Raw genomic sequence first — 24,275 nt, forward strand, 5'->3', positions numbered from 1 at the left:
TAATACGTGGTATCAGGTGAGTGTAATGGTAAAAGACTGTGCGACAGTATGGCGGAATTGTCTGCAAGTAATTAAGGACAATATCGGCGAGCAAAGCTACAAAACGTGGTTCGAGCCGATTGTGCCTTTAGCTTTAAAGGATAATGTACTGACCATACAGGTACCAACTCAGTTTTTTTACGAGTGGTTAGAGGAACATTATGTTGGCTTATTAAAGAAAGTTATTTACCAGGAACTGGGCAGCGAAGGCCGCCTGGAGTACCAGATAATAATTGATAGGGGCGATAATTTTAATAAACCCCAAACCGTAAATATTCCTACCAAAAAAGTGCCCCAGGCGGTTGCTAATTCGTACCAGCCGGAGCAGCACTTTTTAAAAAATCCGTTCGAGTCCAAAACCATCGACCGGAATTTCCTGAACTCGCAATTAAACGCATCGTATAATTTCGATAATTACATTGAGGGGGATTGTAACCGTTTGGCCCGTTCGGCAGGTTACGCGGTAGCGAATAAACCTGGTACCACTTCTTTTAATCCTTTAATGGTTTACGGGGGTGTAGGGCTGGGCAAAACGCACTTGGTACAGGCCATTGGCAACCACATCAAAAGCAATAACCCGGAGAAATTTGTGCTCTATGTTTCTTCGGAAAAGTTCGTGAATCAGTTCATCGAATCGCTGAAGACCAACAGTGTGCAGGATTTTGCCAATTTTTATTTATTGGTAGATATCCTGATAATTGATGATGTGCAGTTTTTGAGCGGGAAAGAAAAGACCCAGGAGATGTTCTTCCACATCTTTAACCACCTGCACCAGTCCGGCAAACAAATTGTCATGACTTCGGATTGCCCGCCGCGCAGCCTCAAAGGCCTGGAAGAACGCTTGCTTTCGCGCTTTAAATGGGGCTTAACCGCCGATTTACAAAGCCCGGATTTTGAAACCCGCATGGCTATTATTCAGAAAAAGATGCAGTCCGACGGTCTGGATATTCCGGATAATGTAGTTGAATATCTGGCTTACTCCGTAGATACCAATATGCGGGAGCTGGAAGGCGTGCTTACTTCGCTGATGGCGCAATCGCTGCTGAACCGTAAAGAAATTGACCTGGAACTGGCAAAAGGCGCGCTTAAACACATTATTGAGGATGTGGAAGCCGAGGTAAACCTAGACTTTATTCAGAAAACCGTAGCCGAATATTTTGAGGTAACCGTAGATTCGTTAAAAGCCAAAACCCGAAAAAAAGAAATTGTAACGGCCCGGCAGGTTGCCATGTATTTTGCCAAGGAATTTACGAGTCACTCATTAAAATCTATTGGTTATCATTTTGGCGGTCGTGATCACAGTACGGTTATTCACTCGGTGCAAACTGTTTCGGATTTAATCGATACCGATAAGAAGTTTAAAGCTTCTATTCAGGAACTGCAAAAGAAATTTAAAGTTAAAGCGGGATAGGGAATAATTTTCTATGCTTTCTAAAAAAGCAAAATACGCACTTAAAGCACTTCTGTATCTAACTAAAAATGCAGATAGAGGCCTGGTCCTGATATCTGAAATTGCTAATTCTGAAAGAATACCCCGTAAATTTTTAGAAGCTATTCTGGTCGACCTGAAAACCCAGGGTGTGTTGCAAAGCACCCGGGGCAAAAACGGCGGCTATTCGCTGGCCAAAGACCCTTCGCAGGTTTCGGTGGGTAATATTGTGCGGATGATTGACGGACCGCTGGCTCCCATTCAATGCGTAAGTCACCTGTATTACCGCAAATGCGACGAGTGCCTGAACGAAGAAACCTGCGAAATCCGGCTGGTGATGAAGAAAGTGCGCGATGCCACGGCGGCCATTCTCGATACAACCTACCTTTCGGATTTACAGAAAATAAATGTACTGGTAAACGAAGAGCCCCTTTAGGTATCTCTGCCAAGGTTTCCAGATTAAGAATGGCAAGCGGCCTTTTTTCGTATTAGCTATCCGTCTGCCTGCTGTCAGATTTCTTTCCTGAAAATTACTTCCCGAAAAGCGCTGCTTAGGAAATAATCTTCTCTAAACCTTTTTCTAATATTCTTTTATCTGGAGCTTACTTTTCCGCCGGAAAGCAAGCGATTAAATTTCGGCAGAATGATTGGTTCGGTGTTTTGAACCCTTAACCAGGCCTGGTAATTGTGGCCGGTTATCAGCAGAAAAATAAAAATCAAAAATATTATCGCCTAAAATTTGGTCCCTTCGTAAAAACCAATTTTATTTGTCTATATAATCTATAGACTTTATGTAAATAGATGTTAAAACCACTATAACCTCATGAAAACAATTGTTTTAAACACCAGACCAATTTACCCCTCTGCCAGCACCAGACTGCCAAGCTGTTGTTGCTGCTGTGCTTAAAAGTATTTAGCAGGTAAGTTTTTGTTTAGATCAATTTAAATCATGAAAAAAATTTTATTATTCTTTTATATAGGTTTGTTTTTTCCCCTGTTCGCGGTATTCGCACAGGAAACCAATATTGTACAAATAACCGGTCAGGTAACCGACCAGCAATCGAAAGCGCCGCTGCCGGGCGTGAGTGTGTATGTAAAAGGCGGTGTAACCGGTACCATCACCAATAACAACGGCGAGTTTTTGTTTAAGACGCGCTTAAGTTTTCCATTTACCTTAGTGTTTTCGTCAGTTGGTTTCGAGACCCAGGAATTTCAGGTTACCGGGGTAGGCGCTAAGGTAAATATTGCCCTGAATACCCAAACTTATTTGGGCAAAGAGGTGGTGGTTACGGCTTCGCGGGTAGAAGAAAGTATACTAAAGTCGCCGGTAGCTATTGAGAAACTGGATATCCGGGCCATCCGGGAAACCGCAGCGCCCAGCTTTTACGATGCTTTGGAAAACGTGAAAGGTGTGCAGATGACTACCTCCAGCCTGACGTTTAAAGTGCCCAACACCCGTGGTTTTAATATTCCGAACAACTTCCGGTTTATGCAACTGGTAGATGGCATTGACATGCAGGCGGCCACCCTGGGTGTACCTTTGGGTAATGCCATTGGCCCTACCGAGCTGGATATTGCCAGCGTGGAAATTACGCCGGGCGCTGCTTCGGCGTTGTACGGCATGAACGCCATTAACGGCATGGCCAATCTGATTACCAAAAGCCCGTTCCTGCACCAGGGTTTGAGTGTTTACCAGAAAACCGGCATAAACCACGTAGATGGCATTGACTATAACCCCAGTGTTTTAACCGAAACTGCTATCCGCTACGCCAAAGCTTTTAACGACAAATGGGCTTTTAAAGTAAACGGTAGCTACATGCGTGGTACGGATTGGCGCGGCAGTTCTACCAACGACCAGAACCCGAATAACCTGAGTACTGCAAACCCATTGTACCCGGAGCTGGCGGGCGCGAATAACCCCGCTTACGATGCTTGGAACAAGTACGGCGACGATGCCGGTGCCAATCCTGTAACTATTAGTGGTATTACCTACAACGGCCGACCTAACCAGACCTTCTTATTAAGAAGAACCGGTTACTGGGAAAAAGATGTGGTAAGCCCTTATGTAGATAACCTGAAGTTTGATGCCGCGTTGCACTACCGGATAGGCGAAAAAGCCGAGCTGTCGTACGGCTACCGGGTAGGAAAAATGGATGGCGTTTTCCAGCGGGGTAACAAAGTGCAACTAGATAATGTGGTGGTACAGAACCATCATGTTGAGTTGAAGGGCGCGAATTATTTTATCCGCTCGTATGCGTCCATCGAAAATACCGGTGATTCTTACAACCTGAAACCGATGGTAGATAACCTGGAAATTACCAGCGGCGGTTCTAATGCCGAGTGGGGTACCAAATTTAAAGGTGCGTTACAAACCGAGTTAAACAATGGTACCGACCTGGCTACCGCCATGCAACTGGCCCGCCAGGTAGCCGACCAAAACCGGGTACAGCCCGGTACGCCGGAATTCGACAACCTGAAAAACACCATTCGGGGCATTAACAACTGGGACCATGCCAAGGTTGTAGCCGGTGCGCCGGCCACCGGGGGCGCCTGGCTGAAGCAGGAAAGCCGCATGTACCATACCGAAGCCCAGTGGGATTTTACCGACCAGATTAAATTTGCCAATTTTCTAGTAGGCGTAGATGCCCGGGTATACGAAGTAATTCCGGATGGTAATAATTTCGTGGATTTTACGCGCCCTATTTCCGAAAGAACCCAACCCGGCGGCAATAATGTGTACTACAAAAAATTTGGCGGCTTTACCCAAGTTACCAAAACTTTCTTCGAGGAGAAACTTAAATTATTTGGCTCCCTACGCTTAGATTACAACCCTGAGTTTGCGCCCAAGCCTAACCCACGTATTGCCGCGGTTTATACCGTAGCACAAAACCATAATTTCCGGGCCTCTTTCCAGAACGGCTTTCGTTTCCCGGCGTTGTTCGAAGCCGTATCTTACGTGAACAACGGCAACGTACGGCGGGTTGGGGGCTTAAGCTATATTAACGAAGGTTTAAATTACCTCGATAACTCTTATACTCAAGCTTCTATCAATACCTTTAATGCCGCTGTAAATAAAGATGTAGCCAACGGTACCGCTGCCAACGCGACCGAAGCAGCGCTGAGAAACCGGGCCTTATTAGAAGCTACTAATCTTTCGGCTACCCGGCCCGAACGCATCAATTCTTTTGAAATTGGTTACAAAGGTACCTGGCTCGATAATAAATTAATATTAGATATTGATGCTTATGCGAATCAGTACGATGGTTTTCTGGGCCAGGTAGAAGTAGCCGTACCTTACACCAAGGCCAACCCTACTTTGCAGGCCCAGGTGGATACCGATGAAGCCGTAATTGCCGCCTTGGCCGCCAACCGGTCGGCGCAGCAAACCCGCTACCGGGTGTACACCAATGCCAAAAACAAGTATAACAACTATGGTTCAGCCCTGGGTTTAACCTACAATTTTTACCGGAAATTTGCGGTAGCGGGTAATGTTAATTACAACAATATTTCGGAGAATAAGCAGGCCGATATATTTGTAACTGGCTTTAACACGCCCAAATGGACTACTAACCTTTCTATTGCCAACCGCGAAGTAGTGAAGAATGTAGGTTTTAACCTGGTTTGGCGGTGGCAGGATTCTTTCCTGTGGGAAAGCACATTAGCCAACGGTACTATTCCGGCTTATCACACGTTTGATGCCCAGGTAACCTACCGGGTGCCCGCACTCAAAGCATCGGTAAAAGTGGGCGGCACCAATATTTTCAACCAGCGTTATATTCAGTATGCCGCCGGGCCAACCATTGGTGGGTTGTACTACGTAGCCATTACCGTAGATGGACTTTTGAAAAAATAATCGTATATTAGCTTTAAATCTAAAAACCAAAACTATGTGTACCGACGACATGTGTAGCCCCCAGGGCTAAAGCCGGCCAAAGCTTATAAAGGAAGGCCGGAATTTCAAAGCAATTTTTTATAAGTTAAAGTTAGCAGCATGAACGTGTTACAAATCAATCACGCTTATCCATTCCACGACCAAAAAGCTTTAAATCAGCCGCAACCTGCGCCCCTTAATAGCCGGTTGGCAGCAAAAAATCTGGTCGGAATCAGCCCGGTTCTGATAACCAGGTTCCAGTTGAGGGAGATGGAAAATATGAAAACCTCTTTCCGGAACCAGGTTCACAATGTAGTAGCCCTGGACCAGTTTATCCGCAAACGGCTGGTGCAGCATAACTCCGGAGAAAAAAGCACCGAGACTACTTTAATCGGCATAAACTTTGGCGATGAGTTGTCTTTCCGGTTGCCCGGTTCCGCCGAGGCTTTTAATATTTTTACAGCCACTTTACAGCGGAAAAGTTATTTCCTGAACTACCGCTCGCGGGCCGATGCAGCCACAAACTTGCTAAAAGTAAACCTGAAGGTAGCCGATTTGGGTGCGCTGGAACAAGAATTAAGCATTATCCTGGAAAATATTAAACCCTTGGATTATGTTTTTACCGTGTTGCAGCAGCGCCGGGAAATTCTGAAACAGAAGCTGGCCGGCTAAAAAACAGCCGTAGTGGCTGAGCGGAGAGGCGTAGGTCCGCAAGACCTTCTACAGCGGTTCGAATCCGCTCGCGGCGCAATTAATATTTACTTTCAGCAGAATAATTTTTAAGTTTATAAAAAATATCCGCAACCAATTAAATCTATACTGTTATGACATTAAGATTAGGCGATATAGCACCGGATTTTACCGCTGAAACCTCAGAAGGCACTATCCACTTTCACAAATGGATGGGCGATAGCTGGGCCGTTTTCTTTTCGCATCCGCGCGATTATACGCCGGTTTGTACCACCGAACTGGGAGCAGTAGCCCGTATCAAGGGGGAGTTTGATAAGCGCAATACCAAAGTAATAGCTATTAGTGTAGATCCGCTGGACTCGCACGCCGGCTGGATTCAGGATATAAACGAGACGCAGGATACCACCGTAAACTTCCCGCTGATTGCCGACCCGGATAAAACCGTAGCCAACCTGTACGACATGATTCACCCAAATGCCAGCGACACGGCCACCGTGCGTTCGGTATTTATTATCGGTCCGGACAAGAAAATTAAGCTGCAGTTAACTTATCCGGCATCAACTGGCCGCAACTTTGCCGAAATACTGCGCGTGTTAGATTCGTTGCAGCTTACGGCTAACTATAGTGTGGCTACGCCGGCCGATTGGCAAAATGGCCAGGATTGTGTAATTGTACCGGCCATAAAAGACGAAGAAATTCCGGCTAAATTCCCGAAAGGCCATAAAGTAATTAAGCCTTACCTGCGTACTACGCCACAACCTAATTTATAAGCCTTAACCGGCAAAAAGCCAGCGTCTGAATAAGCGTAAACTTTTGCCGGTTTTTTTATCTTTTATAAACCTAGTTTGTCTATGAACAAAGTATACAAATTATTATTACTTTTGGATTCCGTTTTCCTGATGATACCGGTATGCTATGGGCAAACCAGCACCAAGCAGGTTACGGAGCGGGAGCAGGTTTGGCTGGGCTATTTTAACCAGACCCGTTTATCCAATAAATTTTCGCTTTGGCTGGATGTGCATGCCCGTCGGAACGATTTTTTAGACCGTTGGGCGCAAACCATTGTGCGGCCAGGCCTGACGTACCATTTATCGGACCATGCCCGACTAACGGCGGGTTATGCTTATGTGTCTAGCTGGCCGGCCTCGGAAACCGATAAAACCGTCCGGCCCGAACATCGGCCCTGGCAGCAAATAAACTGGTCGGGACGAAGCCGGAAGCTGCAAACCAATCAGTGGGTGCGGTTGGAGGAGCGCTTTAACCGCAATATTGACGACGATGCGCTGCAGGATGGCTACCATTTTAATTTCCGGGTCCGCTACATGATTGCTTTAATGATGCCCTTAAAAGGTGATTTTATAGAGAAAGGCGTACCTTTTTTAGTATTGAACGACGAAGTTCACGTGAATTTTGGTAAAGAGATATTGTATAATTACTTCGACCAGAACCGGTTTTTTGCGGGCGTTGGCTTTCCGTTCGCTAAAAACCTGAACGCTCAGTTGGGTTACATGCAGGTTTTTCAGCAATTACCCGCCGGCAACCGGTTTTATAAAACCCATGCGTTGCGGCTTTTTATTTTTCATACCCTCGATTTCAGAAATAAAGAAACCCTGGAATCTTCCAAATAATAACAAAATGGCTAAAGAAAACGCAGGCTTAGTTGAAAGCCCGGATGGGCAGACCAAGGTAATGACGCTGGCCGGTGCGCCACCCGAAATAATAAAAACAGGGCTAAAAGAAGTAAATAAGCAAACCACATCGTTGCTGGTTTACTTACCGGCTTTGGCAGTTATTATTATTTTATCTGTGCTGGTAATATTTAAGCCTTTTACCGGAAGCCCGGCCGGAGATTTTTTGGCCGAAAATATTACCACCGGTTTTCTTTGGTATGTGTTGGGCGGGTTCCTGGCCCAAATGGTAGACGGCGCTTTGGGCATGGCTTACGGCTTAACTTCGACCACGTTTTTATTAACCATTGGCGTACCGCCCGCTGCTACCAGTGCCAGTGTACACATGTCCGAAATATTTACGAGTGGCGCCAGCGGTTTAATGCACCTGAAACTGAAAAACGTTAATAAAAGGCTGTTCCGGTTGTTGTTATTACCCGGCGTATGCGGTGCTATTATGGGCGCTTATATTTTATCTTCGCTGGAGGCGTATAGTTATCTGATGAAACCGCTGGTTGCCGTTTATACCTTGGTTTTAGGCGTATTAATTATTATAAAAGCTTTTAAGCCGGCGCGTAAAAGGTTAAAAAGCAGCCGTATTGCGCCTTTGGCTTTGTTTGGCGGCTTCATGGACTCCGTAGGTGGCGGTGGCTGGGGGCCGGTTGTATCGTCCAGCCTGATTGCCGGCGGACGCTCACCCCGGTTTACCATCGGCTCGGTTAACCTGGCCGAATTTTTTATTGCTTTTGCCAGCTCGTTAACTTTCTTTGCCATGATTGGCATTAGCTTCTGGCAAATTATTGCCGGCCTGGTGGTAGGTGGGGTTATTGCGGCGCCCATTGCAGCTAACCTTTCTAAACGATTACCGGTTAAATCGCTGATGATTCTGGTAGGCGTAATTGTAATATTAGTAAGCCTCCGGATTTTGTTTTTAGCTTTCTTGAAATAGATATTTAATTTAAACTATCCAAAGCGCTAAACAAAATAGATTTGCCAGTTAAATAATGCTGGAGATATGCAAAAGCTTTTAATGTATTATACCAAATAGTAAATATACTGTTCCATAACAGCATAACAACCTGCTTTTCTTACTTGTCATTCTGTTAAGAATCTTCTGCATAAATTGGGTAAACAGGTAATAAACCAAGTCTGGTATTTGCCTGTTATGCTTTCTATGCAGAAGATTCCTCCGGAATGACGGGTGTGGAGGAAATGATTTATACTTTCAGCTATGGAAGGTCATTCATACTAACTGGTATTATTAAATAAAAAAGAACCCGAATACTAAATAGTGGCCGGGTTCTTCCATTTAAAAATATTATCAGGTTTATTTACGCAGTTGCTCAATCACACATTCACTCATTTAAGTTAATGCCGGTTATTGGGGCCTTCAGTTAGTTCAATGTCGAACTTCAGGGCCATGTTGTGGAGTTGCTCTTTAATTAGTTTTAGGTTACGCCGCCGGCGAATCAGTTTTAAGTCCAGCAAATGGCGTTCGCCGTTTTTCATGGTTAATTTTAAGGCAAAGGTGGCAATATGCATAGCCGCTACTTCGGCCAGCGGAATTACAATCTTTTTCCGGAAGTGGCCTTGCTTCTGCACAATGTAATCCGGCGTAATTTCGAAATAGGCCTGGGTCCCAAAAATAGAGGTGTTCTGCGATAATATATAAAAAAGATAGCCAAAGGCCAGAATCAGAAAAAGCGAATACAAAAAGTTGTTGTCGTTGGTAGGGTTATCGCCAAAAAGCATAAAAAGGGCACTGATAATCCAGAAAAAAACCAACATTAACTGCACCCCAAAAGATAAACGGGCATTACGGGAAGGCCTTAATCCCACACGAACCAAAGATCTCATTCGTTAAGTTTTAGTTAAATTAACCGTGAAGATAGGAAAAAAATGATTCCTGCTGTGTTTGGCAAAGCGGCTTTTAAAGCTTGCTCCGGTAATGCCCGCCCCATTTATTTTTTTAAAGTAGCTGTCAGTTTTATTTCGGGCACCGCTTTCAGCGCGGCCGAAATGGGGCATTTTTCTTTTGCTTCCTGGGCATGCTGCTGAAATTCAGCTTCATCCATGCCTTCTACTTCGCCTTCAGTGTTTAGCTCAATTAATTTAATTACCGGGCCGTTATCGGTTACATCCAGGTGTACGGTGGCGTCGGTCATAATGCGGGTGGCGGGTTTGCCGGCTTTTTCGAGCAGGCTGCTCAAAAACATCGAAAAACAACCAGCGTGGGCCGCGCCAATCAGTTCTTCCGGGTTGGTGCCGGTATCGTCGCCTTCAAAGCGGGTTTTAAAGGAGTAAGGGCCGTTCAGGGCGCCGCTTTTCGACGAAATATTGCCTTTACCATCTTTTAAACCACCGTGCCAGATAGCATTTGCTTTGCTTTCTATCATAATAATCTTGTTTAAGGGTTAAATTAAGTTTGGATTAATGGTGTATTTACTCTAAAACCAAGGTGGTAGTTTATAAATTTTTTAGCTGGTACCCAATTTCTGGTTCGGATATTTTTATTTTTAAAATGCCCGGTAATTGTAGTGTTCCTGTTAATTTAGCAGTTTAGTTAGAAATTAAGGAGCGCAACAATTCGCCGGATATGGGTATAAAAGCCTTTTTGAGTAAACCGCTGGCTGCGGCTACGCACCGCCGGAACCAGGTTTGGATACAGCAGCCAATCGAAACGCAGGCCACTATTTTTAAGCAACTCCTTACGCGGGCGGCTAACACCGCCTTTGGCCGGGACCACGGGTTTGCCAATATTAAAACCCACGCCAATTATGTACAGGCGGTTCCCGTGCGCGACTACGAAGGCCTGAAAAGCTATTTCGATCGCATTAAAAAAGGCGAACCCGATATTATGTGGCCGGGCAAACCCATTTACCTGGCTAAAACTTCGGGTACTACCTCAGGCACCAAATATATACCTATTACCCACGATTCTATACCCAACCATATAAACGGGGCCAAAGAGGCCTTGCTCAATTATATTCACGAAACCGGGAAGTCTCGTTTTCTGGATGGGAAACTAATATTTTTATCGGGCAGCCCGGAGCTGGAAGAAGTGGGCGGCATCAAAACCGGTCGCTTATCCGGCATTGCCAATCACCACGTGCCCGGATATTTGCGCACCAACCAACTGCCTTCTTACCGGACCAATTGCATCGAAGACTGGGAAACCAAACTAGATGCTATTATCAACGAAACCCTGAACCGGAAAATGACCTTGATATCGGGTATACCACCCTGGGTGCAAATGTATTTCGATAGAATTATGCAACGCACGGGCCGGCCCATTAAAGATGTTTTTCCGGATTTTTCGTTATTTGTGTACGGCGGCGTAAATTTTGCGCCTTACCAAAATAAATTATTCCAAACCATTGGCCGGCCCGTAGATTCTATTGAGCTTTTCCCGGCTTCCGAAGGCTTTTTTGCGTATCAGAATCAACAGCACGACCCTGGTTTATTGCTCCTGCTGAACAGCGGTATCTTTTACGAGTTTATTCCGGCCGATGAATATTTTAATCCGAATCCGACGCGTTTAACCATTGGGCAGGTAGAAACCGGGGTAAATTATGCGCTGGTGGTGAGCAGCAACGCGGGTTTGTGGAGTTATTCGCTGGGCGATACGGTAAAATTTACCTCTACCCGGCCGTATAAATTATTAGTAACCGGGCGCATCAAGCATTTTATTTCGGCGTTTGGCGAGCACGTTATTGGCGAAGAAGTAGAAAAAGCCCTGCAGCAAACCATGACTAAATTTCCGGAAGCGGAGGTGGTAGAGTTTACCGTGGCCCCGCTGGTAAGTGCCGGCGAAGGGCAGTCGCACCACGAGTGGCTGATAGCCTTTTCGCGGCCGCCGCAAGATTTACCGGCATTTGAAAAGGAACTGGATGAGCAACTCCGGCAGCAGAACACTTATTACGACGATTTAATCGCGGGGAATATCCTGGCAACTTTAAAAGTAAAAATATTGCCGGCCCATGCGTTTCAGGAATATATGCGCACCATTGGCAAGCTGGGTGGCCAGAACAAAGTGCCCCGCTTGAGTAACGACCGGAATATTGCCGACAAACTTATCTCCCAGAACAGTTAAGATAAAAGAAAACCGGGCGAAACAAAACCGGCTGTAACACCATTAACCCGTAAGTTATTTAGCGCGAGGGCGCCATTTTGAAATATTAACATGAAGAAAGTTGCCATTTTAGGCTCAACGGGTTCTATTGGTACCCAGGCCCTGGAAGTAATTGCGTCCCAGCCAGAGGCTTTTGCAGTAGAAGTACTCACAGCCCAGAACAATGCCGATTTGCTCATCCGGCAAGCTATGGCCTTTAAACCCAATGTGGTGGTTATTGGCAACGAGCAACACTACGATGCAGTTTTTGCAGCTTTAGACCCGCACGATATAAAAGTATACGCCGGCAGCAATGCCTTGAATGCGGTAGTAGAAATGGATACCATTGATGTGGTATTAACCGCCATGGTGGGTTACGCCGGTTTAAAGCCAACCTTGCGGGCCATACAAGCCGGTAAAAATATTGCTTTAGCCAACAAAGAAACCCTGGTAGTGGCCGGCCAACTGGTTACCGAACTGGCCCGGCAAAAAGGCGTTAATATTTACCCCGTTGATTCGGAGCACAGCGCTATTTTTCAGTGTTTGGCTGGCGAATATCATAACCCCATCGAAAAAATAATATTAACTGCTTCGGGCGGGCCTTTCCGGGGTAAATCCGAAAATTTTCTACAATCGGTTACGAAAGAGCAAGCCCTGAAGCACCCCAACTGGGATATGGGGGCCAAAATTACCATCGATTCGGCCTCGCTCATGAACAAAGGCCTGGAAGTAATAGAAGCCAAGTGGTTATTCGGACTTAATTACAACCAGATTGAAGTAGTGGTGCACCCGCAGTCTATTGTACACTCGCTGGTACAATTCGAAGACGGTTCTATTAAAGCCCAATTGGGTTTGCCCGATATGAAGCTGCCCATTCAGTACGCCCTGAGTTACCCCAACAGACTAAAGTCGGCTTTTCCGCGTTTTGATTTTGCGAACTACGGCCAGTTAACCTTCGAGCAACCCGATACCAAAACCTTCCGGAACTTAGCCCTGGCCTACGAAGCCATGGCCCGCGGCGGCAATATGCCTTGCGTGCTGAACGCGGCCAACGAGGTGGCGGTACAGGCTTTCCTGGAAGATAAAATCAAATTTCTGGCAATGTCGGACTTAATCGCAGATTGCTTGGCAAAAGTTGCTTATATTGCAGAACCTTCTTTCGATGATTACATCCAGACCGACCAGGCTACGCGCTTGCGGGCCAAAGAACTGATGACCGTAATGGCTTGATAGTTGTGTAAGAAGAGGAATACCAAATATTGTTAGCTAAACCGGCTTTTCAGTACCAGTACACCGGGTAGCGTTTTAGTTTTTACAAATTTTATAAATGGATATTTTAGTAATGGTAGGCCAGTTAATTCTGGGCCTCACAATTTTAGTTGGATTACACGAACTCGGCCACATGCTGACCGCCAAATGGTTTGGGATGCGGGTCGAAAAATACGCCATCGGTTTTCCGCCGAAGGTTTTAAGTAAGCAAATCGGCGAAACGGAGTACATGATAGGCGCAATTCCGCTAGGCGGTTTTGTGAAAATTACCGGTATGATAGATGAGTCGCTGGATACGGCGGCTATGAGTGCAGAGCCGCAACCTTACGAGTTCCGCGCGAAGCCAGCCTGGCAGCGCCTGATTGTGATGATGGGCGGCATTATTGTAAATGTGATTACCGGTATTGTTATTTTTATTGCCCTTTTTCACCAGTACGGCGAGCCTTACCTGCCGGCAAATGAAGTAAAATACGGGGTAGTACCAAATGAACTTGGCCGCCAGATGGGGTTCCAGACCGGTGACAAGATTGTGAAAATAAACGGGCAGCCCTTCGAAAATTTCGACGACATCTACGACCCCAATGTGCTGCTGAGTAAAGACGCTTATTATACCGTTAACCGCGGCGGGCAGGAAGTAAATATTCCGATTCCGGCCGATTTAATGGACAAAATGGCGGATAACAAAGATCAGTTGCGGTTCGTGGAAATAATATTGCCGTTTGAGGTAGGCAAAGTTTTGCCGGGCAAGCCGGCCGATAAAGCCGGTTTAAAACCAGGTGATAAAATTGTAAAAGTAGGCGGCACCGAAACACCGTATTTCCATAACCTGCAGCAAGCTTTACTCGACAATAAAGGAAAAGCTACCCCGCTAACCGTAGATCGCAATGGCCAACTCCTGAACCTGACGGCTGAGATAGACGAAGAAGGCAAACTTGGCTTTGAAAGAAAGCCTTTGCTGCATTACTCCATAAAAGATTATACCCTGGCCGAAGCTATTCCGGCTGGCACCGAGAAAGCTTTTTCTATTATTACCACCAATATTAAAGGGTTTGGTAAAATATTCCGGGGCGAAGCTTCAGCTTCAAAATCTTTGAGCGGACCGATTGGTATTGCTCAGGTATTTGGTGATACTTTTAGCTGGCATAATTTCTGGTTTATAACCGGTATGCTCTCGATGGTGCTGGCTTTTATGAACTTTTTACCCATTCCGGCTTTAGACGGCGGCCACGTTATGTTCCTGACTTACGAAATGGTAAGCGGTCAGAAACCTTCGGATAAATTTTTAGAGAATGCCCAAAAAGTAGGCATGGTGCTCTTATTAGGGTTAATGGCATTCGCCATCTTTAACGATGTGTTTAAGTTAATTTTCTAGGGTATGCGGTGTAAAGAAAGCTTAATTAAGGTATTTGGTCTCCTGACTTTATTCTTAACCGGAGTTATCTTTGCACCGGCGGCCTTTTCCCAGACCTTGCCGGATGCAGCTTCGGTGGGTAATGCAGCTACCGAATTCCACCAGGTGCAGCAAGGCGATACCTATTACCGGTTGTCGCGGCTCTACAAAGTACCCGTCGATTCTTTGCAGCGTTGGAACGGACCGGACTTAAAAATGGGTACCACCATCCGGGTAAAGCCAGAAGAAGTATCGGCGGCAGCTACGGAAGAAATCCCGGCACCACCACCACCGGTTCCTGTTCATAAATCAACCGCAGCCCAGACTAGTGTAACTACCAAGAGCAATCCGGTTGCTGCTCCTGCCACAATCAGTTCGGGCAACCGGGTAGTAGTGGTGCCGTTTGATCCTGCTCTTTATTTTTCCGATGCCGACAACGATATTGCCTGGCAATCTAAAATTCAGAAACAAAAAGTACGGTATGTTTTCCAGGCCCGCTTAAATGCCCTGCTGCAGGCGCCGGGTTACCAAAGCATTAATTTGGTAAATAATCCGGTAGCCGATAGCGTCGGTGAATTAAACAGTATCCAGAAATATTTATCTTATAGTTACCAGGATATAAAGACCTCTGGCTTGCAGCCAATTGCTCCGCCCAAAGAAAAGGGCCTGAAAGCCTGGGTGAAGAACACCAAAGAAAAGGTGGGTTTGGGAGCCACCACCAAAGCCTTGGGAGTGGCCCACGACGAAACCAAATATTACGGTGTCACCATTAGTGATCCCAATTTTTTTACTACGTATAACAGCCGCACCGGTGCCAGTTATTATTTGTTTATCAACCAGTTCGAAATATTTACCGATTATACCAATTGCATCGACCGGACGACGAAGAATTTTGTGCGCAATTTCCGGGTGCATTATACCATTTACAACGCCCAAGGCGAGCTGGTAGCCGGCAATAAAATATTAATTCCTTACGAATCGAACGTAAACGATATAAACAAAATAGCGCGCGAAAACCTGGGCAAAATGGCCAGCCGCATTATGGCCGATTTACCCCGCCCAGATGCTACATATACTTCCGAAGTGCGTAACTAAAAAGGGGAAATTAAATCCTTATAACTTTAATTGCTCGCTTTAATAGTAAGTTGGTAAATATTTAAAATATTTTTCATTCAATTTTGACATACAGCCAGCCGCGACGAAGCAAACTACATCAGTTTGGGCGATGAGGGCCTTTTGGAAGATGCTCTTCTAGGTTTCCGGTGCGCAGCATTGCGAGGTACGAGCAAAGGAAAGATGAGCAGCCCGAATGACCGAACGGGGCCCCGCAGCCTGGAGCAAACTTAGGCTTCTAAAATCGGTTAGCACCTGAGCCTTGAAAGATGTAATCTTTCAAAAGAAATCAAATTAAAGGGATTTGTTAAATAGCTGTTCAGTCCAAAGCTATTTCCCATTCGGTTTAATAATCTTAAACTCTACCCGGCGGTTAATGCGCCGGTCTTCTTCGGTTACCTCGTCTTTTAAAGGTTCGGTGCTGCCGTAGCCCCAGGCTTCAATCCGGGCTTCCGGGAACTTACCTTTGCTCATAATATATTTTTTTATTGCATCGGCTCTTTTCTGCGATAACTCGAGGTTAAAATCCGGATCGCCACTGGCATCGGTATGCCCGCTTATTTTCAAATTAAAATCCGGATGATCCGCCAGGAACAACACAATCCGGTCCAGGATCCCCTCCATACCCGGCTTTATCTCGGCGGATCTTTCTTCAAATTCAATGTTGCGGAATATGAGCGGCAAACTGTAATCTATAACCGAAGTCATTACTTTAAAAAGAGTGTCCTGTTTCAGGTCAAACTTCTTTTCTACCGAAAAATAATCCGGACTTTGAATAATCATCATATAACGGTTCTGGTCAATCAGGTCGAAATCGAAAGAGCCGTCGGGGCGTAAATATTTAGAAGCTACCTCTATGCCGTTTTCCAGGTCGATAATGGAAATAATGCCTTGCAAAGGTTTGTTTGTAACTGAATCGAGCAAGGTACCTTCTACGTGGGTAACGGCCAGCGGATGCGCCTCCATGGGCAGCGGGAACGAATATAAATCCAGGTTCTTCAGGTCGTCGGGTTCGGAACGGGCGTAGTACAAATTTTTAGAATCGCTGTCGATGGTGAAATAATATTCGCTGCCTTTACCATTTACCAAAGGGCCAATATTGCGCGGTTCCTGCCAACGGCCATTTACCCGGTAAGTTTTATAAATATCAAAATCGCCGTTGTTTAGCAATTGGCCGCGCGAACTGAAATACAGCACCTGGTACTGCGGGTGAAAAAATGGGCTCACCTCACTTTCGCGGGTGTTTATTACGGGACCGGCATTTTGGGCCGGCGCCCAGCGTCCGTTTTTTAGCTTATAGGTAAAATAAATATCCGAGAGGCCAAAGCCGCCCAGCCGGTCGGAGGCAAAGTAAAGCGTATCTTCGTTGCGCGACAAGCTGGGTTGCGAATCCCAGGCGCTGCTGTTTACCGCTGCCCCCAAATTCCGGATATTACCCCAAGTGCCATCTTTTAGCTTACTGGCTACAAAAATATCGCAATTGCCGTGGCAGTTCGGGCAATCGCAGCGGGTAAAATACAAGGTCTGTCCATCTTTGGTCATGCAAGCCGAGCCCTCGTTATAAATGCTGTTAATGGGTTTACCGAAAGATTTGGCTTCCTCCCAGTAGCCGTCCTGGTTCGTAGAATAAAATAAATCTTCGTTAGGCGTGCTTTGAATATCTTTTCGCCGGACCCGTTTCGAGGAAAAAATTAATTGCTTCTGGTCTGGGGTAATAACCGGCGCGTAATCTTCGTGTTTAGAGTTTATGGCCGTACCCATGTTGGTGTAAACCCCTACCGGCGGCTGAAAAGCAGTAAGGCCTTTGCGGTATTCAACTAACTCATAGTAATGTTTCAGGGGTACGTACAAAGCTTTTTGCCCCGTTTCGAGCGAATCGTAATACTGCGGTATGGTTTTTACATCGGTGCGGTGGTGTTTCAGGGCCAGGCGGTAATAAGCCAGGGCCCTTGCTTTATCGCCGGTCCGTTCGTAAAGTTGGCCTAACTGCCACAGCATAGGGGTATCTTTGTAGAAATTTTCAACCCCAAAATTACTTACATAAGCCTGAAGCAGGGGAAGCGCCTTTTGCCAGTTTTTTCTTTTTTCGAACTTCCGGATAGCACCTTTCTGCCGGCGGTTGTCGTAGTAAGGTATTTTATTCAGGTTCGGGAAGTCTATAACTATATCGGCTTTAGGCGTTGCATTCCGGAAGGTAGTGTCAGGGTTTGCCGGATTCTTAAGCCGAAACTGGGGCTGCTGCGCCACAGCCAGCAGGGGTGGCAGGGTAAAAAATAAGAAAAGCAGCCAGTTAAGAAAGTTTCTCTTCATTCCTCCTGTTGTGTGTGCGAGATCAAAATAAGCTTAACTGTAAAACTGTCAAAATTACTATTTTTTGGTATATATTCGTGTTTTCTAATTTATAAAATACAAAAAAGATTTACTTGCTTATACGTATAAGAATTAGGGAAAATTACTAACTTAGATGACATAGATAGTACGAGTGAGTTGGCACGTCTCTTGTTTTATAGTACCTTCACGGTTTAATATACACTAATTCGATTATTGCTGCCAAATTGGCACTTCATATATCTTATGAATTACAATTCAAAAAACTTTCTTCAGAATCTGATGCTAACCGACTTAGCCGATGAAAATGAAGATATTATCTCTATTATTACTACCGATCCGGCCGAAGACAAAGAAGAGCAACGTGCGCCAGCTACCCTGCCCATTTTGCCGGTCCGGAATACGGTGTTGTTTCCGGGCGTAGTATTGCCCGTAACGGTTACCCGCAAAAAATCGGTCCGGCTAGTACGCAAAGCCTACCGGGGCGATAAAATTATTGGGGTGGTAGCCCAAAAAAATACCACCAGCGATGATCCGGCCATTGAGGATTTGTACCAGGTAGGTACCATGGCCAAAATATTAAAAATGCTGGTGCTGCCTGATGGCAATACAACTATTATTATTCAGGGCCAGAGCCGTTTCCAAATCGAAGAAGTGGTGCAGGATATTCCTTTCCTGACGGCCAAGGTAACATATTGCCAGGAAACCTTCCCGAACAAAAAGAGCCGCGAAGTAAAAGCTTTGGTGCAGTCGCTGAAAGATGCGGCGGCTAAAATGCTTAAGCTAAACCCCGAGATTCCGCAAGAGGCGCAGATTGCCCTCGATAATATTGACAGCCCCAGCTTTTTAACGCATTTCCTGTCATCCAACATAAATGTGGAAGTGCAGTTAAAGCAGAAGCTGCTGGAAATAAACGATGGCGTGGAGCGGGGCACTACCTTGCTGGAACTGATGTTAAAGGAAATTCAGCTTTTGGAAATAAAGCAGGAAATCCAGACAAAAGTGCATACCGATATTGATCAGCAGCAGCGCGATTATTTTTTGCGGCAGCAGATTAAAGTATTGCAGGACGAACTGGGCTTTGACGGACCCGACCAGGAAATTGACAAGCTGCGTACCGCCGCTGCAAAGAAAAAATGGCCCGAAACCGTAGCGAAGCACTTTAACAAAGAACTGGATAAGTTATCGCGCATTAACCCGGCCGCCGCCGAATACCCGGTTTCTTTAAATTATGCCGAGTTTTTACTCGAACTGCCCTGGGGCGAATACACCAAAGATAATTTTAACCTGAAGCGCACGAAGAAAATTCTGGATGCCGACCATTACGGACTGGAAAAAGTAAAGGAGCGCATCATCGAATATATTGCCGTTCTGAAATTAAAGAACGACATGAAAGCGCCTATTTTGTGTTTGTATGGCCCACCGGGGGTGGGTAAAACTTCTTTAGGCCGTTCTATTGCCAAATCATTAGGGCGTAAGTACGTGCGGATGTCGTTGGGCGGCGTGCGCGACGAAGCCGAAATTCGGGGGCACCGCAAAACATACGTAGGCGCTATGCCTGGCCGGATTATTAACAGCCTGAAAAAAGTAGGTACGGCTAACCCGGTAATGGTACTCGACGAAATAGACAAAATCAGTTCGGACTTCCGCGGCGACCCGTCTTCCGCTCTATTAGAAGTATTGGACCCCGAACAGAACAGTACTTTCGTAGATAATTACCTGGAAGTTGAGTACGACTTGTCCAGAATATTATTTATTGCCACGGCCAACTCGCTCGATACCATTCATCCGGCGCTCCGCGACCGTATGGAAATTATTGATATTACCGGTTATACCATCGAGGAAAAAGTAGAGATTGCCAAAAAGCATTTAGTACCCAAGCAAAAGACCGAGCACGGTTTGGAGCAGAAAGATGTGGCCATTGCGAACGGCGCTATCCGGAAAGTAATTGAAGATTACACCCGCGAATCGGGCGTGCGGAACCTCGAACGCAAACTGGGTGCGCTGGTCCGGAATATTGCCAAATCCAAAGCCATGGAGATAGACTACAAGAAAGTAGTAGAGGCAGCCGATGTGGTACAAATATTAGGCCCCGAAACATTTGATAAAGAGCTTTACCAAGACAACGATACTGCTGGCGTGGTAACCGGTTTGGCCTGGACTTCGGTGGGCGGCGATATTTTATTTATTGAATCAATCGTAAGCCGGGGGCGGGGTAAATTAACGCTATCAGGTCAGTTGGGCGATGTAATGAAAGAATCGGCGGTAACGGCGCTGTCTTACCTCAAAGCCCACGCTTCGGACCTGGAAATTGACTACCGCTTGTTCGACCAGTACGATCTGCATATTCACTTCCCGGAAGGGGCAGTTCCAAAAGACGGGCCGTCGGCGGGCATTGCTATTTTTACGGCTATTGCTTCGGTATTTACGCAACGCAAAGTACGGGCACGCCTGGCCATGACCGGCGAAATAACCCTACGGGGCAAAGTATTGCCGGTAGGTGGCATTAAAGAGAAAATATTAGCCGCCAAGCGGGCGGGTATTACCGATGTTATCTTGTGCGTTAAAAACCGGAAAGATATCAGCGAAATTTCTGCTGAGTATCTCAAAGGCCTGAATATTCATTACGTAGATAAAGTAGACGAGGTACTGGAACTGGCCTTGCTGCCCGAAAAGGTGAAAAATCCCTTGCATTTAGCCGTTATTGAACCATCGGTACCAACCCCCACTTTAGCCGATACTTACGTGGTTTAAGCCCTAGTAATTATTGCCTGAAAATATGCACAAATACTGGCTGCTTTTTTTAGGGCTTATAATTAGTCTGGCAGCAAACAGCCAGGTAGGCGGTAAAACTACTTTTAGTTTTCTGGATTTGCCGGCCAATGCGAAAGTAGCAGCTTTGGGAGGTTTTACCATGGGGCAAGGGCCGGAAGTTTACCTGGTAACAGCAAACCCGGCCCTGCTGCAGCCCCAAATGCATCAGCAGGCCGCATTTAGTTCTACTGGTTTTCTGGCCGATATTGCCTACCATAACCTGCAGTACGCGACCCAAACCAAGCGTTACGGTACCTGGGGTTTAGGCTTGTCTTACCTCGATTTTGGTGAATTTACGCAGCGCGATGCGACCGGACAGGAAGAAGGTAAGTTTTCGGTGAATGCCTATAGCCTGAACCTGACCCGAATTTCTACCATTAGTGCTTTTACGCTGGGCATAACGGCTAAACTGGCCGTAGCCGGTATGGCCGAATATAAAGCAATGGCCGTTTTAACCGATATTGGCGGAATATTCAAGCATCCGGGAAAAGATTTAACCGTTGGCATTCTTTTAAAAAATATTGGCTACCAGGTAAAATCTTTTACCGGAAACGAGCACGAGCCATTACCGTTCGATGCCCAGCTGGGTTTTACTTACAAGCCTGAGCACATGCCGCTGCGTTTTTCGCTAACCGCCCACCACCTCCAGAACTTTAACCTGGCCTATACCGATACCGCTTTTACAGCACAGCCGGGGCAAAAAGAAAAGAAATCAGTAGCCGACGAAATAGCCCGGCATTTGGTAATAGGAGGGGAGTTTTTATTGAGTAAGCATTTTGCGGTGCGGGCCGGCTATAATCATAGGCGCCGCCGCGAACTCCGGTTAGAAAATGCCGGCAACGCCGCCGGTTTCTCTTTGGGCGCTATGCTCCGGATAAAAGCCTTTCAGCTCGATTATGCCCGGGCTACTTACCATGTAGCCGGAGGCAGCAATCATTTTACAGTGAGTACCAGTTTGCAAAAAATATTCAAGCCGAAAAAAGACAAGACAAGAGCTACCTGAACCGGCCGGAGAACCTTTTAAGCCGTAAACGCTTATAATTAAAACTTATGGCTTAATTTTGGCATAACCAGTATACCAGTAGCAGTTCTTTCCAAAGGCGCTGCTGTTAGTTAATATTATCATCTTGAAATGACAGCCTGGCTGTATTTACTTACGAAAGCATGTTAGAATCAACCAAATACCTGACACCGGCGCAAATTGTTGCCGAACTGGATAAATATATTATCGGGCAGCACGATGCCAAGCGCAACGTGGCCATTGCTTTACGCAACCGTTGGCGCCGGATGAACGCCAGTCCCGAGATGCAGAAAGAAATAGTACCCAACAATATTTTAATGATTGGCGCCACCGGGGTTGGTAAAACCGAAATTGCCCGCCGACTAGCCAGCATTGCCGATGCGCCTTTTACCAAAGTAGAAGCATCTAAATTTACCGAAGTAGGTTACGTGGGCCGCGATGTAGAAAGCATGGTGCGCGACCTGGTAGAGCAATCGGTAAACATGGTAAAAATGCGCAAGAAGGAAGAAGTGAAAGTGCAGGCCGCCGTTGTGGTAGAAGATATAATCCTGGATGCCCTTATTCCACCTATCAGCACGCCTGCCAACCGACCGGTTGCCGGTTACGGCGCTAATGATAGCATAATGCCCGACAACGACCAGGAACTGAATGAGCGTACCCGTGAAAAATTCCGGATCAAAATTCAGAACGGTGAACTCGACGACCGCAAAATTGAAATAAAAATTCAGCAGAGCAACACGGGCGGTTTGGGTATTATGGGGCCGGGCATTGATGAAGCCTCCATCATGAATATTCAGGAAATGATAAGCGGCATGATGCCCAAAAAGACTAAGAAGCGCAAAGTTACCATTGCCGAAGCCCGCAAAATATTGCTGGAAGAAGAAGCCGTGAAGCTGATTGACATGGATGAGGTAAAAGAAGAAGCTATTCGGAAAGCCGAAAACGCCGGCGTAATATTTATTGATGAAATTGACAAAGTAGCCAGCGCCAGCAACAAAGGCGGGGGCGGACCCGATGTAAGCCGCGAAGGGGTGCAGCGCGATTTATTACCTATTGTAGAGGGCAGTACGGTTAACACCAAGTACGGCGTCATTAACACCGACCATATTTTATTTATTGCCGCCGGTGCTTTTCACGTAGCCAAACCTTCCGATTTAATACCGGAATTACAAGGCCGTTTTCCGATTCGGGTAGAACTAAGCAGCTTAACCAAAGAAGATTTCTACAACATCCTAAAATTTCCAAAAAATGCCTTAACCAAGCAATACGAAGCCTTGCTGCAAGCCGAAGACGTGGAACTCACCTTCGACGATGAAGCGTTAGAGAAAATTGCCGAGATTGCATTTGAGGTAAACGCCGAAGTAGAAAATATTGGCGCCCGCCGTTTACATACGGTCGTAAGCCGTTTATTGAACGAAATATTATACGATGTACCCGATAAAATTGGCGCCAACGCCCGCATCCTGATTACGAAAGAACTGGTGGAAGACCGGTTGAATGACATGGTTAAAAACCGCGATTTAAGTCAGTTTATTCTGTAATTTTTTCTGCCTTATGGATATTTCGAATCGGGCTGTTAAAAAATTTAACAGCCCGGTTTTTTTATGCAGTTTTTGCAGCTAATGGGCAGTGAAGAATAGAACTAAAGCCTAAAGACGGCGTAATGGCTAGTACACCAACGTTAAAATAATGGAATATTATTTTATAACCGGCACCAGCAAAGGCATTGGCAAAGCCTTAACCGAAGCCGCGCTGCAAAAGGATAACACTTATGTTTATGGTATTTCGCGCAACTGTTCCCTGAAACACGAGCGTTACCACCATTTGCACTTTGATTTATCGGATACGACAGCGCTCCGCAACAACCTGCACAAGATTTTTGTGCCGCTGAAAGAACCCGAAAAAATAGTATTGGTAAATAATGCCGGTGTGTTGGGCGAGATTGGCTACATCGGCAGCTTACCCTCCGATAATTTTGAGTTTGTGTTCGACATAAATGTAATTGGTCCGGCCATTCTCATGAATACTTTTCTGAGCGCTTATTACGACCAAAAGTGTCCGAAAATAATTCTGAATATCAGCTCCGGGGCCGGTAAAAAGCCGCTGGACGGGTGGTCGGCGTATTGTGCTTCTAAAGCCGCGTTGGATATGCTGTCGCTGACCTGCCAGAAAGAACAGGATTTATTAGGCACTGGCGTAAAAGTTTATTCCTTAGCACCCGGCGTGGTAGATACCGCTATGCAAGCCCATATCCGCGAAGCAGAAATTGATAGCTTTTCAGAGCTTCAAAAATTTAAGGATTATAAAGAGAAAGGTGAGTTGTATAAACCAGAGGAAGTAGCTAGGAAAATACTAACTCATTTTATTCAGGAAGCGGCTCAAAAGCCGGTAATATCATCCATACGGGATTATTATTGATTTATATGGAGCGGATGAGCTATAACTATTTTAGTTCCCTTTCTTAGTCCAAATTCTCATCAACAAAAAAGGCTGCTTTATTTGGCAGCCTTTTTTGTTATTAATGCAGATCTAA

18 protein-coding genes and 1 tRNA gene are annotated in these 24,275 nt (G+C 45.8%); 16 read left to right on the plus strand and 3 right to left on the minus strand.

The window, feature by feature from the left end:
* Positions 1–25: 25 nt before the first annotated feature.
* The 8 genes from dnaA to AAE02nite_RS24645 all read left to right on the plus strand — a co-directional run bounded on the left by dnaA (position 26) and on the right by AAE02nite_RS24645 (position 8,645).
* On the plus strand, positions 26–1,450 hold the full coding sequence (dnaA, locus tag AAE02nite_RS24610) for a chromosomal replication initiator protein DnaA (protein WP_146904984.1): 1,425 nt from the start codon (positions 26–28) through the stop codon (positions 1,448–1,450).
* Positions 1,451–1,463: 13 nt separating this feature from the next.
* The gene (locus tag AAE02nite_RS24615) at positions 1,464–1,904 is read left to right on the plus strand and encodes an RrF2 family transcriptional regulator (RefSeq protein WP_146904931.1); all 441 of its coding nucleotides are present in this window, start codon (positions 1,464–1,466) and stop codon (positions 1,902–1,904) included.
* Positions 1,905–2,417: 513 nt separating this feature from the next.
* Positions 2,418–5,321 carry a TonB-dependent receptor gene (locus tag AAE02nite_RS24620; protein WP_146904934.1) on the plus strand — a complete coding sequence of 968 codons (2,904 nt, stop codon included), beginning with the start codon at positions 2,418–2,420 and terminating at the stop codon, positions 5,319–5,321.
* Positions 5,322–5,459: 138 nt separating this feature from the next.
* Positions 5,460–6,011: a hypothetical protein gene (locus AAE02nite_RS24625; protein WP_146904937.1), complete on the plus strand. Its 552-nt coding sequence runs from the start codon at positions 5,460–5,462 to the stop codon at positions 6,009–6,011.
* 6 nt (positions 6,012–6,017) lie between these two features.
* A tRNA-Cys gene (locus tag AAE02nite_RS24630) sits at positions 6,018–6,089 on the plus strand.
* Positions 6,090–6,163: 74 nt separating this feature from the next.
* Entirely contained in the window at positions 6,164–6,799 is a 636-nt protein-coding gene (locus AAE02nite_RS24635; protein ID WP_146904941.1) for a peroxiredoxin, read from the plus strand.
* 81 nt (positions 6,800–6,880) lie between these two features.
* Positions 6,881–7,657: a DUF2490 domain-containing protein gene (locus tag AAE02nite_RS24640; RefSeq protein WP_146904944.1), complete on the plus strand. Its 777-nt coding sequence runs from the start codon at positions 6,881–6,883 to the stop codon at positions 7,655–7,657.
* 7 nt (positions 7,658–7,664) lie between these two features.
* On the plus strand, positions 7,665–8,645 hold the full coding sequence (locus AAE02nite_RS24645) for a sulfite exporter TauE/SafE family protein (RefSeq protein ID WP_246151242.1): 981 nt from the start codon (positions 7,665–7,667) through the stop codon (positions 8,643–8,645).
* A gap of 419 nt (positions 8,646–9,064) precedes the next feature.
* Here the strand turns inward: AAE02nite_RS24645 and AAE02nite_RS24650 are convergent, their stop codons facing one another.
* Positions 9,065–9,553: a hypothetical protein gene (locus tag AAE02nite_RS24650; RefSeq protein ID WP_146904947.1), complete on the minus strand. Its 489-nt coding sequence runs from the start codon at positions 9,551–9,553 to the stop codon at positions 9,065–9,067.
* 104 nt (positions 9,554–9,657) lie between these two features.
* The gene (locus tag AAE02nite_RS24655; RefSeq protein ID WP_146904950.1) at positions 9,658–10,092 is read right to left on the minus strand and encodes an OsmC family protein; all 435 of its coding nucleotides are present in this window, start codon (positions 10,090–10,092) and stop codon (positions 9,658–9,660) included.
* A gap of 200 nt (positions 10,093–10,292) precedes the next feature.
* On the opposite strand from AAE02nite_RS24655, the gene AAE02nite_RS24660 reads away from it, so the two are divergent.
* The 4 genes from AAE02nite_RS24660 (at position 10,293) to AAE02nite_RS24675 (ending at position 15,561) form a co-directional block, all read left to right on the plus strand.
* The gene (locus tag AAE02nite_RS24660; protein WP_146904953.1) at positions 10,293–11,789 is read left to right on the plus strand and encodes a GH3 auxin-responsive promoter family protein; all 1,497 of its coding nucleotides are present in this window, start codon (positions 10,293–10,295) and stop codon (positions 11,787–11,789) included.
* Between the two features lie 90 nt (positions 11,790–11,879).
* A complete protein-coding gene (locus AAE02nite_RS24665) occupies positions 11,880–13,037 on the plus strand; it encodes a 1-deoxy-D-xylulose-5-phosphate reductoisomerase (protein ID WP_146904956.1) in 1,158 nt (385 codons plus the stop codon).
* Between the two features lie 97 nt (positions 13,038–13,134).
* Positions 13,135–14,448 carry an RIP metalloprotease RseP gene (gene rseP / locus AAE02nite_RS24670; protein ID WP_146904959.1) on the plus strand — a complete coding sequence of 438 codons (1,314 nt, stop codon included), beginning with the start codon at positions 13,135–13,137 and terminating at the stop codon, positions 14,446–14,448.
* 3 nt (positions 14,449–14,451) lie between these two features.
* Entirely contained in the window at positions 14,452–15,561 is a 1,110-nt protein-coding gene (locus AAE02nite_RS24675; protein ID WP_146904962.1) for a LysM peptidoglycan-binding domain-containing protein, read from the plus strand.
* Between the two features lie 348 nt (positions 15,562–15,909).
* Here AAE02nite_RS24675 and AAE02nite_RS24680 read toward each other — a convergent pair whose 3' ends face one another.
* A complete protein-coding gene (locus AAE02nite_RS24680; RefSeq protein ID WP_146904965.1) occupies positions 15,910–17,889 on the minus strand; it encodes an OmpA family protein in 1,980 nt (659 codons plus the stop codon).
* Between the two features lie 264 nt (positions 17,890–18,153).
* On the opposite strand from AAE02nite_RS24680, the gene lon reads away from it, so the two are divergent.
* The 4 genes from lon to AAE02nite_RS24700 all read left to right on the plus strand — a co-directional run bounded on the left by lon (position 18,154) and on the right by AAE02nite_RS24700 (position 24,160).
* Positions 18,154–20,661 (plus strand): endopeptidase La, encoded by a 2,508-nt coding sequence (gene lon / locus AAE02nite_RS24685; protein ID WP_146904968.1) that lies wholly within the window; start codon positions 18,154–18,156, stop codon positions 20,659–20,661.
* Positions 20,662–20,686: 25 nt separating this feature from the next.
* The gene (porQ, locus tag AAE02nite_RS24690; RefSeq protein ID WP_146904971.1) at positions 20,687–21,724 is read left to right on the plus strand and encodes a type IX secretion system protein PorQ; all 1,038 of its coding nucleotides are present in this window, start codon (positions 20,687–20,689) and stop codon (positions 21,722–21,724) included.
* A 161-nt stretch (positions 21,725–21,885) separates the two neighbouring features.
* Positions 21,886–23,283: an ATP-dependent protease ATPase subunit HslU gene (hslU, locus tag AAE02nite_RS24695; RefSeq protein ID WP_146904974.1), complete on the plus strand. Its 1,398-nt coding sequence runs from the start codon at positions 21,886–21,888 to the stop codon at positions 23,281–23,283.
* A gap of 148 nt (positions 23,284–23,431) precedes the next feature.
* Positions 23,432–24,160, plus strand: coding sequence for an SDR family NAD(P)-dependent oxidoreductase (locus tag AAE02nite_RS24700; protein ID WP_146904978.1), 729 nt, complete (start codon positions 23,432–23,434; stop codon positions 24,158–24,160).
* The last annotated feature ends 115 nt before the right edge of the window (positions 24,161–24,275 follow it).

Origin of the sequence: Adhaeribacter aerolatus (assembly GCF_007991635.1) — a bacterium.
Classification (GTDB): domain Bacteria; phylum Bacteroidota; class Bacteroidia; order Cytophagales; family Hymenobacteraceae; genus Adhaeribacter; species Adhaeribacter aerolatus.

What these genes read in the sequence shown, in the direction of transcription:
- dnaA (WP_146904984.1), top strand. Translation starts at nt 26, where the DNA reads ATGGTAAAAGACTGTGCGACAGTATGGCGGAATTGTCTGCAAGTAATT.
- AAE02nite_RS24615 (WP_146904931.1), top strand. Translation starts at nt 1,464, where the DNA reads ATGCTTTCTAAAAAAGCAAAATACGCACTTAAAGCACTTCTGTATCTA.
- AAE02nite_RS24620 (WP_146904934.1), top strand. Translation starts at nt 2,418, where the DNA reads ATGAAAAAAATTTTATTATTCTTTTATATAGGTTTGTTTTTTCCCCTG.
- AAE02nite_RS24625 (WP_146904937.1), top strand. Translation starts at nt 5,460, where the DNA reads ATGAACGTGTTACAAATCAATCACGCTTATCCATTCCACGACCAAAAA.
- AAE02nite_RS24635 (WP_146904941.1), top strand. Translation starts at nt 6,164, where the DNA reads ATGACATTAAGATTAGGCGATATAGCACCGGATTTTACCGCTGAAACC.
- AAE02nite_RS24640 (WP_146904944.1), top strand. Translation starts at nt 6,881, where the DNA reads ATGAACAAAGTATACAAATTATTATTACTTTTGGATTCCGTTTTCCTG.
- AAE02nite_RS24645 (WP_246151242.1), top strand. Translation starts at nt 7,665, where the DNA reads ATGGCTAAAGAAAACGCAGGCTTAGTTGAAAGCCCGGATGGGCAGACC.
- AAE02nite_RS24650 (WP_146904947.1), bottom strand. Translation starts at nt 9,553, where the DNA reads ATGAGATCTTTGGTTCGTGTGGGATTAAGGCCTTCCCGTAATGCCCGT.
- AAE02nite_RS24655 (WP_146904950.1), bottom strand. Translation starts at nt 10,092, where the DNA reads ATGATAGAAAGCAAAGCAAATGCTATCTGGCACGGTGGTTTAAAAGAT.
- AAE02nite_RS24660 (WP_146904953.1), top strand. Translation starts at nt 10,293, where the DNA reads ATGGGTATAAAAGCCTTTTTGAGTAAACCGCTGGCTGCGGCTACGCAC.
- AAE02nite_RS24665 (WP_146904956.1), top strand. Translation starts at nt 11,880, where the DNA reads ATGAAGAAAGTTGCCATTTTAGGCTCAACGGGTTCTATTGGTACCCAG.
- rseP (WP_146904959.1), top strand. Translation starts at nt 13,135, where the DNA reads ATGGATATTTTAGTAATGGTAGGCCAGTTAATTCTGGGCCTCACAATT.
- AAE02nite_RS24675 (WP_146904962.1), top strand. Translation starts at nt 14,452, where the DNA reads ATGCGGTGTAAAGAAAGCTTAATTAAGGTATTTGGTCTCCTGACTTTA.
- AAE02nite_RS24680 (WP_146904965.1), bottom strand. Translation starts at nt 17,889, where the DNA reads ATGAAGAGAAACTTTCTTAACTGGCTGCTTTTCTTATTTTTTACCCTG.
- lon (WP_146904968.1), top strand. Translation starts at nt 18,154, where the DNA reads ATGAATTACAATTCAAAAAACTTTCTTCAGAATCTGATGCTAACCGAC.
- porQ (WP_146904971.1), top strand. Translation starts at nt 20,687, where the DNA reads ATGCACAAATACTGGCTGCTTTTTTTAGGGCTTATAATTAGTCTGGCA.
- hslU (WP_146904974.1), top strand. Translation starts at nt 21,886, where the DNA reads ATGTTAGAATCAACCAAATACCTGACACCGGCGCAAATTGTTGCCGAA.
- AAE02nite_RS24700 (WP_146904978.1), top strand. Translation starts at nt 23,432, where the DNA reads ATGGAATATTATTTTATAACCGGCACCAGCAAAGGCATTGGCAAAGCC.